The organism is Achromobacter spanius (genome assembly GCF_002966795.1).
Classification (GTDB): domain Bacteria; phylum Pseudomonadota; class Gammaproteobacteria; order Burkholderiales; family Burkholderiaceae_B; genus Achromobacter; species Achromobacter spanius_D.
In genome coordinates, this window is the sequence record NZ_CP023270.1 from 273566 (window position 1) to 288696 (window position 15131).

9 protein-coding genes are annotated in these 15131 nt (G+C 66.2%); 3 read left to right on the forward strand and 6 right to left on the reverse strand.

Features of this window, described 5'->3' with window-relative positions; translation table 11 throughout:
• Positions 1–23: 23 nt before the first annotated feature.
• The gene (locus CLM73_RS01320) at positions 24–716 is read left to right on the forward strand and encodes a response regulator transcription factor (RefSeq protein WP_234015780.1); all 693 of its coding nucleotides are present in this window, start codon (positions 24–26) and stop codon (positions 714–716) included.
• A 1-nt stretch (position 717) separates the two neighbouring features.
• Here the strand turns inward: CLM73_RS01320 and CLM73_RS01325 are convergent, their stop codons facing one another.
• The 6 genes from CLM73_RS01325 to CLM73_RS01350 form a co-directional block, all read right to left on the reverse strand.
• A complete protein-coding gene (locus CLM73_RS01325) occupies positions 718–6177 on the reverse strand; it encodes a trifunctional serine/threonine-protein kinase/ATP-binding protein/sensor histidine kinase (RefSeq protein WP_158685818.1) in 5460 nt (1819 codons plus the stop codon).
• A gap of 123 nt (positions 6178–6300) precedes the next feature.
• On the reverse strand, positions 6301–7908 hold the full coding sequence (locus CLM73_RS01330; RefSeq protein ID WP_105236993.1) for an MFS transporter: 1608 nt from the start codon (positions 7906–7908) through the stop codon (positions 6301–6303).
• Positions 7909–7979: 71 nt separating this feature from the next.
• Positions 7980–8678, reverse strand: a complete 699-nt coding sequence (locus CLM73_RS01335) for a hydrolase (RefSeq protein ID WP_056566956.1) — start codon at positions 8676–8678, stop codon at positions 7980–7982.
• Between the two features lie 114 nt (positions 8679–8792).
• Complete coding sequence (locus CLM73_RS01340) at positions 8793–9476, reverse strand: YoaK family protein (protein ID WP_105241333.1); 684 nt, start codon at positions 9474–9476, stop codon at positions 8793–8795.
• A 79-nt stretch (positions 9477–9555) separates the two neighbouring features.
• Positions 9556–9984, reverse strand: coding sequence for a DoxX family protein (locus tag CLM73_RS01345; protein WP_105236994.1), 429 nt, complete (start codon positions 9982–9984; stop codon positions 9556–9558).
• Between the two features lie 12 nt (positions 9985–9996).
• The gene (locus tag CLM73_RS01350; RefSeq protein WP_056566950.1) at positions 9997–11886 is read right to left on the reverse strand and encodes an amidohydrolase; all 1890 of its coding nucleotides are present in this window, start codon (positions 11884–11886) and stop codon (positions 9997–9999) included.
• 343 nt (positions 11887–12229) lie between these two features.
• Here CLM73_RS01350 and CLM73_RS01355 point away from each other — a divergent pair, with 343 nt between their 5' ends.
• Together CLM73_RS01355 and CLM73_RS01360 are read left to right on the forward strand one after the other, a co-directional pair.
• On the forward strand, positions 12230–13339 hold the full coding sequence (locus CLM73_RS01355; RefSeq protein ID WP_105236995.1) for a porin: 1110 nt from the start codon (positions 12230–12232) through the stop codon (positions 13337–13339).
• A gap of 155 nt (positions 13340–13494) precedes the next feature.
• The gene (locus CLM73_RS01360; RefSeq protein WP_158685819.1) at positions 13495–15117 is read left to right on the forward strand and encodes a methyl-accepting chemotaxis protein; all 1623 of its coding nucleotides are present in this window, start codon (positions 13495–13497) and stop codon (positions 15115–15117) included.
• Positions 15118–15131 lie beyond the last annotated feature (14 nt).

Genomic DNA, 15131 nt, shown 5'->3' on the forward strand with positions numbered 1-15131 from the left:
GCGCCCCGCGAGGAGTCATAGCGTTGAACATTCAAAAATCCGGCGCGCCCTCTGCGATCGTGTACATCGTGGACGATCACGCCGAGGTCAGCGACTCGCTGTTTCGCTTGCTGTCGTCTATCGGGATCCACGCCGAAACCTTCGACTCGATCAGCGCCTTCCAGGCCGCGACGCGCCCGGCGGTTCCCTCCTGCCTGATCCTGGATCTCCAGCTGTCCGACGGCGACGGGTTGGAACTACAAGCGCGCATGCGTGAGCTGGGCGATCACATTCCCATCGTGGTGGTCACGGGCTTCGGCGACATCCGCCAGACGGTCAAGGCCATGAAGGCCGGCGCCATCGATTTTCTGGAAAAGCCCATTTCCGAGCAGCGCCTGCTGGATTCCGTGCACCGCGCGCTGGAGTCGGACGTCGCGCGCCGCGCCAAGGAGCAGGAGTTCGAGACGATTCTGGAGCGTTATCGCTCGCTGACCGCGCGCGAGCAGCAGGTGATCGAGATGATCGCGTCCGGCTGTTTGAACAAGGAAGTCGCCGAGCAGCTGGGCATCAGCGAAGTGACCGTCAAGGCGCACCGGGCAAGCGCTTACCGGAAGATGCAGGCGCGCAGCTTTGCCCAACTGGTGCAGATGATCATGAAGGTCAATCCGCGCGTCGCCGCGCAGGCGTTGCAATCGCCGCCATCGCGCGGCGATGACGAGGCGGGCGACGGCGAATGACTCACGCCTGCGCGGGCAGCGAAAAGTAGAACACCGCGCCCGCAGGGCTATTGGGCCGCGCCCACATCTGGCCGTGATGCAGCTGGATGATCTCGCGGCAGATGGCAAGACCCATTCCCAGGCCTTGGGTCTTGGTGGTGAAGAAAGGATCGAACAGTTTCTTCACCGTCGCGGCGTCGATGCCGCTGCCCGTATCCAGCACCTCGACAAGCACTTCGCCGTCTGACGCATGCCGGGTGACGATAGTCAGCTGCCGCGTGGACGGCGCATGCTTCATGGCGTCGACGGCGTTGACATAGAGGTTGAGCAGGACCTGCTGGAGCTGGACGCGGTCTCCGTTGGCGTGCAGGGGGGCATCAGCCAGATCCAGGACGACTTCGATTTCACTGACATCGAGTTCGCCCCGCAGCAACGTTAGCGTTTCCTTCACAAGCCCGTTCATTTCAAGCGGGCCAAAGGCCGCCGGCGCCTTCTTGATCAGCGCTCGCACGCCCGAGATGATCGAGCCGGCGCGTTGGCCGCTGCGCACGATGCGGCGCAAGGATTCGGCGACTTCTTCGGTGTTGGGCGGCGTGCGCGCAATCCAGTTCAGCGCGGCCTGCGCTTCGGTCAAAACCGCCGACACGGGCTGGCTGACATCGTGCGCGATGGACGCCGTCATCGAGCTGACGGTGGTCATGCGCGTGACGTGCGCGAGATCCGACTGAATCTGCTGCATCTTGGCGTCCGCCGCCTTGCGTTCGGACAGGTCCAGCACAAACGACACGCCCTCGTTGTCGTCCGCCGCGAACCGCGCGGAGCCCAGCAGCACGGGCACGCGGCGGCCGTCCTTGCGGATCAGTTCGGTCTCGACTGGCTCGGCGGTCTCGCGCAGCAACAGTTCATCCAGCGACACCGCGCCGCTGCGTGACACCAGCGCCGTCCACCGCAACCGGCCGGCGCTGACGTCCTCGCGGCCGTAACCGGTCATGGACAGGAACAGGTCATTGGCTTCCAGCACCTGTCCGTCGGTGCGCCAGAACCAGATGCCGATGATGTTGGCTTCGACCAGGCGCTGTATCCGGGCTTCGCGTTGCGCCAGGTCGCGGTACAGACGTGCGCGTTCGATCGCGATGGCGGCCTGCGAGGCCAGCAGTCGCAGCACGGCGGTGCGGTGCGGCGCAAACACGCCGCGCGCCAAGGTGTTTTCCAGGTACAGCACGCCGATGGATTTGGAGTGCGTCGTCAACGACAGGCACAACACCGACGGCAGCCGCGCGGCGCGCACGTAAGGGTCGCCGGTGAAGGCGCCCGTCACCCACGCGTCGTCGAGCACGATGGTTTCGCCGGTCCGCCAGCCGTAGTTCACGATCTGCTGCGGCAGCCCCGCTTCGTCCAGCGATTGCGGGCGCTGGCTGATCGCGACGGAATCGCCGGCGGTGGTTGCGATGGCGCGGACATACAGGTCGCCGCCGCTTTGCAGGACCAGCACGCCGCGCGTGGCGCCGGCTTGCTCCAGCGCGATCTTCATCAGCTTGTCCAGCAACGTCTGCAGGTCCAGCGCGCTGGCCAGCGCGCGGGAGATGTCGATGACGGTGGCAAGATCCAGGCTTTCCACGGGGGTTTCGATGGTGGAACCTTGCGTGGCGCCGCGGCGGTCCACGAACAGCGTGGGATACAAGGCGTCGATCTGCCGAACCTTGCCCGACGCGCCCCAGTGCTGATAGCACGCACGCGCATGCTGCAGATAGGTGTGCGCAATGCGTTGCTGGCCGCGGCTTTCAAAGAAGCGCGCGGCGCACTCATTGGCCAGGCCTTCCACATGCACGAGGCCGTGATCGCTGGCGCAATGGATCGCGTCGTCGTAGCGTTGCATCGCGTCCAGCACATCGCCGTTCAGCCGCGCGACTTCGGCGTCGATCAGCATCTGCTGGCTTTGGAAGTTGGATGGGCTGGACGCGGCCCACGGACGCAGCTTTTCAAGATGGGTCTGCACGGCGGCCAGCGCCGCGGCATGTTCGGTCGGACACTTTGGCACGGGACACCAGGCGCGTGCCAGCGCGGAGTAGAAATGAAATTCCATCTCCTCGACGAACGCGAGCGACGTCCACACGAACGCGGAGGCGTTCTGGCTGGCGCACACGGCGCTGGTGAAATCTCCGGCGAATACCCGGGCCTGAAGCTTGCGCAGGTAGTGCCAGCACGCCGTGACATTGCGGCCGGGCTCGGCCTGAATCTTCAGTTCGAATTCGGCCTCGCTGAACCCGCCATCGTCCAGCGTGCCGAATTGGGTGGTGAGGCCCTGCAGCATCTTGGCCAGCTGAAGCTGGGACGTATACCGGTCCAGGACTTCAAGACCCGCCTTGCGCGCGAAGGCGAGGCCGCGGCCGGCTTCGGCGCGGATGGTGTTCAGCGGGCCACCGGTGGCCAGCATGTGCGTGACCAGGCTGTTCAGCGCGAAGGACGCATAGGTCCAGTCGCCCTGCTGACTCGCCAGTTCGAAGGCGGTTTGCAGCAGGTCGCGCGCCTCGCTGATCGGCTGCGACCACGGGACGATCTGGCCGCCGAAGACCTGATAGACCCGCGCGCTGAAGCGGACCTGCCCGCGCTGCTGGATCAGGTCGACGCCCAGCTTGCCGAAGGCGTAGCCGTCTGCGTAGTCGCCCGTGCGCGCGGCCAGGATCATGCCTAGCCACGCATAGCCGAGGCTGGACGCATCCGTATTGCCATGGCGCAGGCTCAGGTTGGCCATTCGGAGAATGACGCGCTCGCGCAGATTTGCAAAGAGCGTCCAGGCGGGGGGCAGCAATGCGGTCAGGACGCCCATCGTGCCTTCCGCCTCGGCGTCCTGCATCGCGGGCAAGCCGAGCAGCGCGGCCGCGGGCCGCCCGGCCCGCAACGCATTGAACTCGGCGTATTCGCGGGATACGGCGTCATCGGACGGACTATCCGTCCAGTCGATGCCGGCGCGGCGCAGATAATCCAGTCCGGCCTGAATGGCCTCGTGCCGTTCGCCCAGCGCCATGAACACTTCCACGCGCAGTTGCGTCACGCGGGCCAGTTCCGGCAAGGGGCCGTCGCGCTCTCCCAGACGAGCCAGCCGATGCTTGGCGCTTGCCACCGCGCCGTTGCGGAATTCGCATTCGGCGCGCGTGATCTCGATGGTGAAGGCCAGCGCCGGTTGGTGCTGCCTGCCGTCGTCGGACAGGAACGCCGAGGCGGCCTCCAGATACCGGATGGCCGCGGAATAGTCGGCGGTGTCCTTGGCCAGCGCGCCGGCCAGGGCGTTCAGATGGGCAAGCCGGACGCGTTCTTCCGGGCTGTGGACAAGTTGCCATGCCCGGTTGAACTGATCGACCAGTTCAAACGCGTGCGCCTTCAATTGTTCCGGTGGCAGGTCCTGCACGAGCCGCCGGCCGATGGCCAGGTGCGTGGCGGCGCGCTGCCGTTCGGGAATCAGCGCATAGCTGGCGGCCTGCACCCGGTCGTGCGGAAAGCGGTACACGTCGCCGGCCCGGAACACGAGGCTCTGCCGCTCGCATTCGCGCATCGCGGTGGCAACGTCGAGGCGTGGCCAGTCCAGCGCAATGGCAAGCTTGCCGAGCGACGCGTCGTGCCCCAGGCACGCCATGTGTTGAAGCGCTTCGCGGCTGTCGGGCGGCAAGCGCTCGACCTGCTGGATGATGATGCCGACCACGTTGTCGGTAAAGGCCTGCTCGCGGATGGCGTCCGCATCCCAGATCCAGCGTTGGCGGCGCGGGTCGTAGTGCAGCAGCCCCTCGGCCGAGAGCGTGGCCAGAAAGCGAAGCATGAAGCACGGGTTTCCGGCCGTCTTGGCCTGCACCAGGCTGACGAGCGGATCGATCCACGGCGACTTGCTCTGCAGCGCATCGGCGATCAGGCGGGCGGAATCGGGCTCCGGCAGGTTGTTGAGCGCGATCTCGGTCAGGGGAATCGCGTTGGCGCGCAGGCTGTCAATGAAGGCAGCAAGCGCGTGGCGCGCCGTCACCTCTTCGGCGCGATACACGCCCACGACCAGGATGTTCTGAAGGTCCGTCTGCGCAAGCTGTTCGATGACGCGCAGCGTGGCGGCGTCGGTCGATTGCAGGTCGTCCAGGAACAGGATCAACGGATGGCCGGGCGACGAGAACGCGCAGAACAGATGCTGAAAGGCCAGGCGCAACCGCGCCTTGGCGTCGCCTTCGGCAAGCAGGCCCGACGCGTCCGGCACGATCATCGCCAGTTCGGGGATCAACGCGAGCAGGCTGTCGCCGCCCGCGGACACCACCACGCGCAGCTTTTCGCGCCATTCGCCCAGGTCGCTTTCGTTCTTGGCAAGCACGGACTGAAGCAGGCCGCGTGCCGCCTCGACCAGCGCGGCGTACGGGCCCGCGTGGCTGTGGGGATCGCCCCTGCCCTTTGCGAGCAGGGTGTATTGGCTGCCGACGACGCGATGCAGCTCTTCGATGAGGATGGATTTTCCGACGCCGGGTTCGCCGGAGATCAGCACCACCTCGGCGCGGCCCGAGCCCGCCACCCGGCCCATGGCGCCGAGCAGAATGTCTAGTTCGGTGCCCCGGCCGTACAGCGTGGCCGGCACGCGTACGCGCCCCGGGTGGTCGTAGCGGCCCGGCACGAAGTCGGGCGCGGCGCCGAGGTCGGCGGTCAATCGGGACAGGCAGTACTGAAGATCCGCGGCAAGCCCCTCCGCCGTCTGATACCGGTCGTCCGCCGACTTTTCAAGCAGCTTCATGACGATGGCCGACAGATCGGCGCAGATGCTGCCGTCGCGCTCGGCCGGCGCCACGGGCACGCGCGCCGTATGGCTGTGCAGCCACGTCAGCGCCGATTCGCCCTGAAAGGGTAGCTCGCCGGTCAAGGCTTCGTAGAAGACGACCCCCAGCGAATACAGATCGGAACGCGCGTCGGCGCGGTGGCCGGAGCGGCCGGACTGCTCGGGGGCCATGTAGGCGGGGGTGCCGACGATATCGCCCGGCGGCGCGGCGGGCGCTGCTTGATACGCGCCGAGCGCCGTGGAGAACGAAAAGCCGGTCAGGTGAGCGGTGCCATGCTGTTCATTGAACAGGATGTGCGCGGGCTTGAGATTGCGGTGGATCAGCCCGGCGTTGTGCATCTTCCCCAGCGACATCGCCACCTCGATGGCGAAGCGGAGAAACATTGGGGCGGGCATCGCGCGCGAATGGTGCGTGGCCAGCGGCTGCCCGCCGGGATCCTGCAGATACAGGACGGTGGCGCCGCCCACGCGCACCAGCTCGGTCGGGACGGCGGCCCAGTCCGCATGCAGGTAGTCGCGCAGGCCGTATTCCTGTTCCAGCAGGTGCCGCGCGCATTCCGAGCTGTCGTTCGGCCGAAGCCAGACGGCCAGCTTCGAAGCGCCGCGTCCGAAGACCCGGTCGCCGTCTACCCACAGAACCTCGAAACGGGCTCCGTTGACTGCCTCGAAGCGAGGAGCGCTATCCATGTCACACCTAAGCCGCGGCCTCTCGGCGCGCGGCATCAAAATCCCTGTCGGCGCAATTCTAGTCAGGAATCATTCTTCTCTTGTAACGGTGTGTGCGGGCAGCGCCGGTCTCATCCTGCCCCCTTATTTCGGGATGGGGGCGACGAAGTGCGACACCCGCGGCGGCGTGTCGCCGATATGGAACGCGCGGACTTCCGCCTGCTGGTCTTCGTCGGCATGCGTGACGCGCTCGTGCTGGCGCAGATGCTCAAGCCACGACGTCACCAGGAAGTACTCCAGGTAGCGGCCCGGCTGTGCGGCGTCTTCAAAAATTCCCCAGGCGTAGGCGCCGTCGCGGCGGCGCTCGGCGCCGGCGTGATGCATGGCCTGCACGAAGTCCGCGCCGCGCGCCGGGTCGATCAGATATTCCACCGTGATCATCACCGGACCGCGATCATGCGACACGTGCTGGTCGATCAGTGGCTCGGGCCAGTGCATCGACGGCGCGAGGTCCAGCTCGGCGCCCAGTTGCAGCTGGGCCTTGCGGGTCAGCAGCATCGCAATGACCGAGCCCGCGGCCGCGATCAGCAGGGCCGTTGGGACGCCAGCGCGCACGGCGGTCTGTCCCCAGATCATGCTGCCGGCGGTCATCGAGCCGAAGAACACCGTGACGAAGATCGCCAGGCCGCGTGCGCGCACCCAGTCGGGCAACGCCACCTGGGCAGACACGTTCAGCGAGGTCAGCACCATGATCCACGACGCGCCCGCCAGAAAGCTGAACGCGCCGGCGACCACGGGATGCGGCACCACCGCAAATACGACCAGCGTGAGCGCCGTGCCCAGCGTGCCGGCCATGACGCTGCGGTCCGGGCCCAGCTTCTTGCGCAGCGGCGGCAGCACGATTGCGCCGATCACCGCACCCGCGCCGACGCAGCCCAGGATGATGCCGTAGAGCAAGGCGCCGCCTTGCAGCACTTGGCGGACGATCACCGGCAGCAGCGCCCAATAGGCGCTGGCGAACAGGAAGAACGCGACGGCTCGCACCAGCGTGGATTTGAGCGGCTTGCTGTGCAGCGCGAAGCGCAGCCCGGCGCGCATGGCGTGAAACAGCTGCTCGCGCGGCAGGCGCTTTTCAGCGGCGGCGGGCGGCTTCCACCAGATCAGTGCTGCGACGACCACGATGAAGCTGACCGCGTTCACAAAGAAAGGAATCGCCACGCCCAGGCTGGTGATCAGCACGCCGGCCAGCGCCGGACCAATGGCGCGGCTGACGTTGATGCCCACGCTGTTCGTCGCGATGGCCTGCTGCAGCGAAGGACGCGGCACCAGGCTGGGGACGATGGCCTGCCAAGCGGGCGCCGACAGCGCCGTGCCAATGCCCATCAGCAACGTAAAGCCCAGCAGCACCCACGGCGTCGTGAGGCCAAACCACACCACCAGGCCCAGTGCCAGGGCGATGAAGCCCATCGCGATCTGCACCATCAGCAGCAGCTTGCGGCGGTCCATCGTGTCGGCCAGCGCGCCGGCCAGCAGCGATAGCAGGAAGACCGGCAGCGCGCCCGCCGTCTGCACCAGCGCCACGAACATGGGCGACGGCGACAGCGAGGTCATGAGCCAGCCCGCGCCCACATCGTGCATCCAGGTGCCGATGTTCGACAGGACGGTAGCCACCCAGATCACCGTGAAGGCGGAGTAGGCGAAGGGAGAGGAAGGCGGGGCTGGGTCAGCGGGTCGGATGTCGGCGGTCGTCATGGCGGGCAGGCTGCGGAAGAAAGCAAAAAGGCCCGCGGCCGCTGCGAGAGCGGCTGCGGGCCCGTGGGGCATCAGCGGGCGATGACGGGCGCCGCGACGGGCGCGATGGCGTCGTGGGCGGTCTGCGTGCGCTGGCCGGCCTTGTGCACCATGGTGTAGGCGTAGTCCACGCCCATGCCGTAGGCGCCCGAGTGTTCCTTGACGATTTCCATCACGGCATCGTACGAGTCACGGTGGGCCCAGTCGCGCTGCCATTCCAGCAGCACTTGCTGCCACGTGACCGGCACGACGCCGGCCTGGATCATGCGTTGCATGGCCATGTCATGCGCTTCCTTGGACGTGCCGCCCGACGCGTCCGAGACCATGTAGATCTCGTACTCGCCTTCCAGCATCGCGCACAGGGCGAAGGTGGTGTTGCAGACTTCGGTCCACAGGCCGGCGACGACCACCTTCTTGCGGCCGTTGGCGGCCAGCGCGTCACGCACCTTCTGGTCGTCCCACGAGTTCATCGAGGTGCGTTCCAGGACCTTCTGGTTCGGGAACACGTCCAGCAGTTCGGGGTAGGTGTAGCCCGAGAACGACTCGGTTTCGACGGTGGTGATGGTGGTGGGGACGCCGAACACCTTGGCGGCCTTGGCCAGACCCACGACGTTGTTCTTGAGCGTCTGGCGGTCGATCGACTGCACGCCGAAGGCCATCTGCGGCTGGTGATCGATGAAGATGATCTGGCTGTTCTGCGGGGTCAGGACTTCGAGCTTTGCTTGGGACATGAAAATCACCTGGAGGGTTGAAACAGAGGGGGCGTTAACGACAACGTCAGGATATGGGAAACGTTCGCATTTCGACATTGTTCGAAGGTATGGCGCGTCCCCCCTCAAGTAGGGTCATTGGGGGACGCGCTTGATGCCCAGGGTGGCCAGGGCGGCGACGATGGGCGGCAGGACGAAACACCACATGAGGGACGCCCAGTACAGCAACGCGGCAATGGCGCAGCCGGACGCAAAGGCCGCCAGGGCGGGCAGCATCTTGCGCAGGCGGCCGACGGCGGCCGTGCGGGCTTCGCCGGAGACGCCCTTGCAGAGGTCGGCCAGGTCGATCATCACCTGCGTGGTGGTCCCGGTCATCAGCGTGGACGGCGGCGCGCTGCCCAGGTGCATGCGCTGGATCGCATTCTGGATACCCATGGCCGCGACCAGCAGCATGCCGCCCGTCACGGCGAAGGGCGCGTCGCTGTCGGGAAACGGTCCGTAGGCGATGAGGACGGCGGCGGCGGCAGCCAGCAGCAGCACCTTCGCGCACATGAGCTTGGACATGGCCGTGTCCGCGGCCGCGAGGCTGGACGCAAACAGGCGCGTCAGGACGACGACGGCACAGAAGAGCGGCAAGGCCAGCAGCTTGGCGAAGGCGCCGGTCGTGCCGTGGACGAAGGCGGCGCCCAGCGTGACGAAGTTGCCGGTCACGTGCGCCGTGAACAGGCCATTCAACGCCAGGAACCCCGCCGTATCGACGTATCCCGCGTTAAAGCCCAGGAGGCCGGTGAATCGGGGAGATACGGGTGTCTGTTCCATGATGTGCAAGGTGAGCGTTGAAGACGCAGTGCCCGTTGAACCGGCGGAGCGGCCGGCGCGACGGGCACTGCGAAGGCTGTTACCGCCGTTCGTTCAGGTCCTGCCAGATCACCAGCAGGAATCCGCCCACCAGCCCAAGGTGCTCGAAGAACGAGTTGGCGGCGAAAAAGCGCGCCTGGCCGGGCGGCATTTCCCAGAACTGCAGGGCAACGAACGTGGCGATGAGGGTGAAGATCGCCAGCCCCAATGCGCCGATCCAGCGGTGCCAGCCGATCAGGATCATGAGCGAGGCAATGAGCTCCAGCGCGATTACGACCACGGCGAAGAACGGCGCGGGCGTGAGCCCGAAGTGGGTCATTTCGGCAATGGCGCCGGGAAAGTCGGTCAGCTTGACCAGCCCGCCCTGCAGATACGCCGCGCACAGGCCCAGGTAGGCGACAAAGCGGGCCACGCGGCCCCCGAGAACGGGGCGTGCGAGGCCGGCCAGCGAGGTTGAAATGCTCGACATGGATTCAGTCCTTTACACGGCCCAGCACGAGCAACCCAGCGCGCCGAAAAACGACTTCTGGTCCGAGGCCGGCACGCTGGAGGCCCACGCGTTGGCGTGGCTGTGTCCATGCATGCCGCACGCCGTGGCGCACCCGCACGCGGCGGCAAAGCGCTTGTAGTCCAGCGAATTGCGTCCCGCGCCTTCCGGGTCGCCCCAGGCGGCATAGCCGCCGAACAGGCGCGTGGGCGACCAGTCGGGCATGGCGGGCGGCGGCGCGTTTTCGTCCAGCGGCGCGAAGTCGCCCGCGCCATAGACCACTCGCCCGCCGACCACGGTCAGGTCGGACGTCAGGAACGAAATCTCTTCATCCGCCACCGTGAAGTAATCCTGGGACGGGACCATCAGGTCGGCAAACTGGCCCACCTGGATGCGGCCGCGCTTGCCCTCGTCGTTGGAGAACCACGCGACGTTTTCGGTCCACATGCGCAGCGCGGTTTCGCGGTCCAGCAGGTTTTCGTGCGGGTACAGCGGCATGCCGCCCACGGTCTTGCCCGTGGTCATCCACGACAGCGAGATCCACGGGTTGTAGGACGCGACGCGCGTGGCGTCCGTGCCGGCCGACGTCTTCACGCCCTTTTCCAGGATGCGCTTGACCGGGGGCGTGGCCTGCGCGGCCTTCGCGCCGTAGCGCTCGACAAAGTACTCGCCCTGATAGGCCATGCGATGCTGCACGGCAATGCCGCCGCCCAGCGCGGCGATCCGGTCGATCGACTTGTCCGAGATCGTCTCGGCGTGATCGAAGAACCAGTTGATGCCGGTAAGCGGCGTGTCGCGATGTACCTTCTCGAAGACGTCCAGCGCCCGCGTGATGGTTTCGTCGTACGTGGCGTGCAGGCGCCAGGGCCATTTGTTCTGGACCAGCACGCGCACGACCTCTTCCAGTTCGCCTTCCATTTCCGGCGGCATGTCCGGGCGTTCGACGCGGAAGTCCTCGAAGTCGGCGGCCGAGAACACCAGCATCTCGCCCGCGCCGTTGTGGCGGAAGTAGTCGTCGCCCTGCTTGTACTTCACCGAAGACGTCCAGTTCAGGAAGTCTTCCTTTTCGTGCTTGGGCTTTTGCGTGAAGAGGTTGTAGGCGAGGCGGACGGTCAACTGGTTGTCGTCGGCCAGCTTCTGGATGACGGCGTAGTCGTCCGGGTAATTCTGATAGCCGCCGCCGGCGTCGATGACGCCCGTGACGCCCAGCCGGTTCAGCTCACGCATGAAGTGGCGCGTGGAGTTCAGCTGATAGTCGAACGGCAGCTTCGGACCCTTGGCCAGCGTGGAATACAGGATCGTGGCGTTGGGCTTGGCCAGCAGCAGGCCCGTCGGATTGCCGTTCGAGTCCCGGATGATCTGTCCGCCTTCGGGGTCGGGCGTGTCCCGGGTGTAGCCCACCACGCGCAGCGCCGCGGCGTTCAGCAGCGCGCGGTCGTACAGATGCAGCAGGAACACGGGCGTGTCCGGCGCGACGGCATTGATTTCCTCGATGGTCGGCAGGCGCTTCTCAATGAACTGGTGCTCGGTGAATCCGCCCACCACGCGCACCCATTGGGGCGCGGGCGTGTTGGCGACCTGCCGGCGCAGCATTTCCATGGCGTCCGCCAAAGACCGCACACCGTCCCACCGCAGCTCCATGTTGTAGTTCAGGCCGCCGCGCACGACGTGCGTGTGGTTGTCGTAGAGCCCGGGCAGGACGCCTTTCTTTTTCAGGTCCACCAGCCGGGTGTTCGATCCCGCCAGGCGCAGGACTTCCCGGTCGCTGCCCACGGCGACGAACTTGCCGGCCTTCACGGCGACGGCGCCCGCTTCCGGATTGGCGCGGTCCAGCGTGGTGAAGCGGCCGTTGTAGAAGATCACTTCCGGGGGGCCGTCCGCCAGCGGCGTGCCGGGTTGGTTCTGCGACCCGGCATTCGCCCGGCCTGCCCACATGCTGTTGAGCGCAAACGCGGAAGCCAGCGAAGACGCCGCTCCCAGGACTTGTCGACGCGAAGCCATGCCACTCTCCTCGATTAGTTTCGTGGCGGGTAGGTTTCCATGGCGGCCAGTGGGGCGCAATCCGACATTAGGGTTGTGACCCTATACCATCGACGAATGGCGCCGCCACGCAATGCACGCGTATTGTTTTCCGGTTTGCGTGCTGCCTTGCAGTTCCGGGGTCGCTCGTATCCCGTGCCCAGGGGTTGATCGCGCAGGATTCCCTCGGAAAGCACAGGAGCATGAGATGAAGGTTGGCCGCCAAGCGCGCAAACGGGTTCTGGTTGGTGGATGCGCGGTGGCCGCGCTGTGTGGCGTAGTGGGCAGCGCGACGGCGCAGTCATCCGTCACGCTATACGGCCGGCTCAACACGGCGCTGGAATACGCGTGGATCAGCGGCGGCGACAATGCCGGCTCTGGGGCGCGCATGACGAACAATCGGTCGGTGTTTGGCCTGCGCGGCGAAGAGGACCTGGGCAACGGCCTGTCCGCGATCTTCCAGATTGAAAGCGGCATTGCGCTGAACACCGGGCAAGGCGAGATCGCCAGCCGGAACACGCGCCTGGGGCTGGCGTCGTCCTACGGCACGTTCTTTCTGGGCAACTGGCACACCGCCTACACCGAGTCGACCATGAAGATGGATCCCTACTATCCGATGACGGCGGGATACATGGCGCTGATGGGCAACGGCTCGGCTTCCAGCTCGGGCAACGTCGAGAACACCAGTTCGTTTGACCGGCGCCAGAAGAACTCGCTGCATTTCCGGTCGGCCGACTGGCATGGCCTGAGCGCGGGCTTCACGTGGGGCCTGCCGCAGGAACGCATGACGACGCCGCGCAACCCCCAGCTTTTCTCCTGGTCCGCGGCCTACAAGGAAGGCCCGCTGGCGCTGGTGGCGGCCTATGAGCTGCACAGGAACTATCAGATGGCCGACTCGCACGACGATGCCATCAAGCTGGGTGCTTCGTATTCGTTCCCGTCCACCACGATCAACCTCGTCGTCGAGCAGCTGCGCTACCAGACAGCCACCGGCGATCTGCGCCGCAAGGGTTACTACGTGTCGCTCGTGCAGAAGCTGGGCTCCGGCAGTCTGAATGCATCCGTTGGGTACGCCGCCAACGGCACCGGGCCGTCCACGCAACGGGTGGGTTATGTCCGTAGCGGCGAGAACACCGGCGCGGTCCAGTACACGATCGGCTATGAACAGCCCTTGTCCAAGCGCACGTCGGTGTATGCGTATTACTCGAAGATCAAGAACCGCTCGAACGCGGCCTATGACTTCGCAATCAACGACCTGGGCGTGACTGCCGGCGCCAGCCCGCAGACGATTGCGCTGGGGCTGCGGCATAACTTCTGACGCTGGCGGGAATTAACGATTCATTAATTCTTGCCTCGCTATAGTCGCGCTCGTCAGCCGGCGCGGATCCGTTAACGGGTCCCGCGCTGCAACAGCGCTAATAATCATGAGCCGGTTGTCGATCACAACAAAGGCGAATGATGAATCTTGCAGCCATGAAAGTGAGGTCCCGCCTCGCTATCGGTTTTCTCCTGCTTATCCTGGCGTTGCTGGTGCTTGGGGGCCTGTCCCTGTACGCCGTGCGGACGCTGGACAAGTCGATGTCCGACATCGTGAACGTGAACAACCAGCAGTTGAAGCTGGCGTTGCAGATGCGGGACCTGGTGCAGAGCCGCGCCATCGTGGTGCGCAACATCGTGCTGCAGACGGACGCCCAGGCCGTGGCGAACGAGATCACCCGGTCGCAGGACATGGCCAAGCACTACCGCGAAGCCAGCGAGCGGCTCGCGCGGATGTTTGCCGAGGACGCAGGGACGCTGCCCGCGGAAACCGACCTGTTCGCCGCCGCGCGGCGCGCGGAAGAACAGGCGACGCCGATCTACCTGCGCGCCCTGGAAGCCGGGCGGCAGAACAATACCCAGGAAGCCGCCAGGATCCTGCGTGAAGAGCTGCGCGCCAAGCAGGACGCCTGGCTCGACCAGTTGATGGCGCTTGCCAACCTGGAAACCAAACTCAGCGACGAATCGGCCGGGCAGGCCGCGCAGACGTCGGCACGCCTGCGCAATGCAATCGTCGTGATCATGGCGGTCGCCGTTCTGGCCGGTGTGCTGTCGGCCTGGCTGATCACGCGCAGCATCCTGCGTCAGCTTGGCGGCGAGCCTGCCGATGCGCAGAAGCTGGCCGGCGCCATTGCAAGCGGCGATCTCACGACGGCGCTTACGCTGGACGGACGCGATCGGTCGAGCCTGATGTATTCGCTGGAGACGATGCGGATGCAGTTGGCGTCGACGGTCGGCACTATCGTCAGTGCGGCGGAGTCCATCTCGACGGCGTCCGCCCAGATTGCCGAAGGCAATGCGGACCTGTCCCAACGCACCGAGGAACAGGCCGCCTCGCTGGAGGAAACGGCCGCCAGCATCGAGGAAATGACCTCGACCGTGCGGATGAACCAGGACAACGCGGCAAGCGGCAGCAGTCTTGCGGTGGACTGCAGCCAGCTCACGGGTGAAGCGGGCCGCGTAGTCGGCCAGGTGGTGGACGCGATCGGCGCGATCTCCACCGATGCCGAGCGCGTCGGCGAGATCGTGTCGGTGATCGACAGCATCGCGTTCCAGACAAACATTCTTGCGCTGAACGCGGCGGTGGAAGCCGCGCGGGCCGGCGAACAGGGCCGGGGCTTCGCGGTGGTGGCGACCGAAGTGCGCGCGCTGGCGCAACGCAGCGCGACGGCGGCCAAGGAGATCAAGGGTTTGATCGAAAACTCCAAGCGCGCCGTGCAAGGCGGCGAGGCGCTGGCGGCCACGGCGGGCGAGCAGATGCAGAAGGTGCTGGACGCGGTGGCCAGGCTGAAGGAGGTGACCGTGGAAATCGCCTCGGCGTCGGCGGAACAGACCAGCGGCATCGAACAGGTGAACGTGGCGGTGTCGCAGATGGACACGATGACGCAGCAGAACGCGGCGCTGGTCGAGGAATCGGCGGCGGCGGCAGGCGCCATGGCCACGCAGGCGAAGGAGCTGTTGCAGGCGGTGGCGCGCTTCAAGACGGAGCGGCGCACAGCTGCGGCCCATCCGGGGGCGCGCTACGAGCCGCTGGCGCTGGCCGCGCCCGCCCACGCCTGAGCCGGCGGCTGACC

Coding starts and splice junctions, on each gene's coding strand:
- CLM73_RS01325 (WP_158685818.1), bottom strand. CDS start 6,177: ATGGATAGCGCTCCTCGCTTCGAGGCAGTCAACGGAGCCCGTTTCGAG.
- CLM73_RS01330 (WP_105236993.1), bottom strand. CDS start 7,908: ATGACGACCGCCGACATCCGACCCGCTGACCCAGCCCCGCCTTCCTCT.
- CLM73_RS01335 (WP_056566956.1), bottom strand. CDS start 8,678: ATGTCCCAAGCAAAGCTCGAAGTCCTGACCCCGCAGAACAGCCAGATC.
- CLM73_RS01340 (WP_105241333.1), bottom strand. CDS start 9,476: ATGGAACAGACACCCGTATCTCCCCGATTCACCGGCCTCCTGGGCTTT.
- CLM73_RS01345 (WP_105236994.1), bottom strand. CDS start 9,984: ATGTCGAGCATTTCAACCTCGCTGGCCGGCCTCGCACGCCCCGTTCTC.
- CLM73_RS01355 (WP_105236995.1), top strand. CDS start 12,230: ATGAAGGTTGGCCGCCAAGCGCGCAAACGGGTTCTGGTTGGTGGATGC.
- CLM73_RS01360 (WP_158685819.1), top strand. CDS start 13,495: ATGAAAGTGAGGTCCCGCCTCGCTATCGGTTTTCTCCTGCTTATCCTG.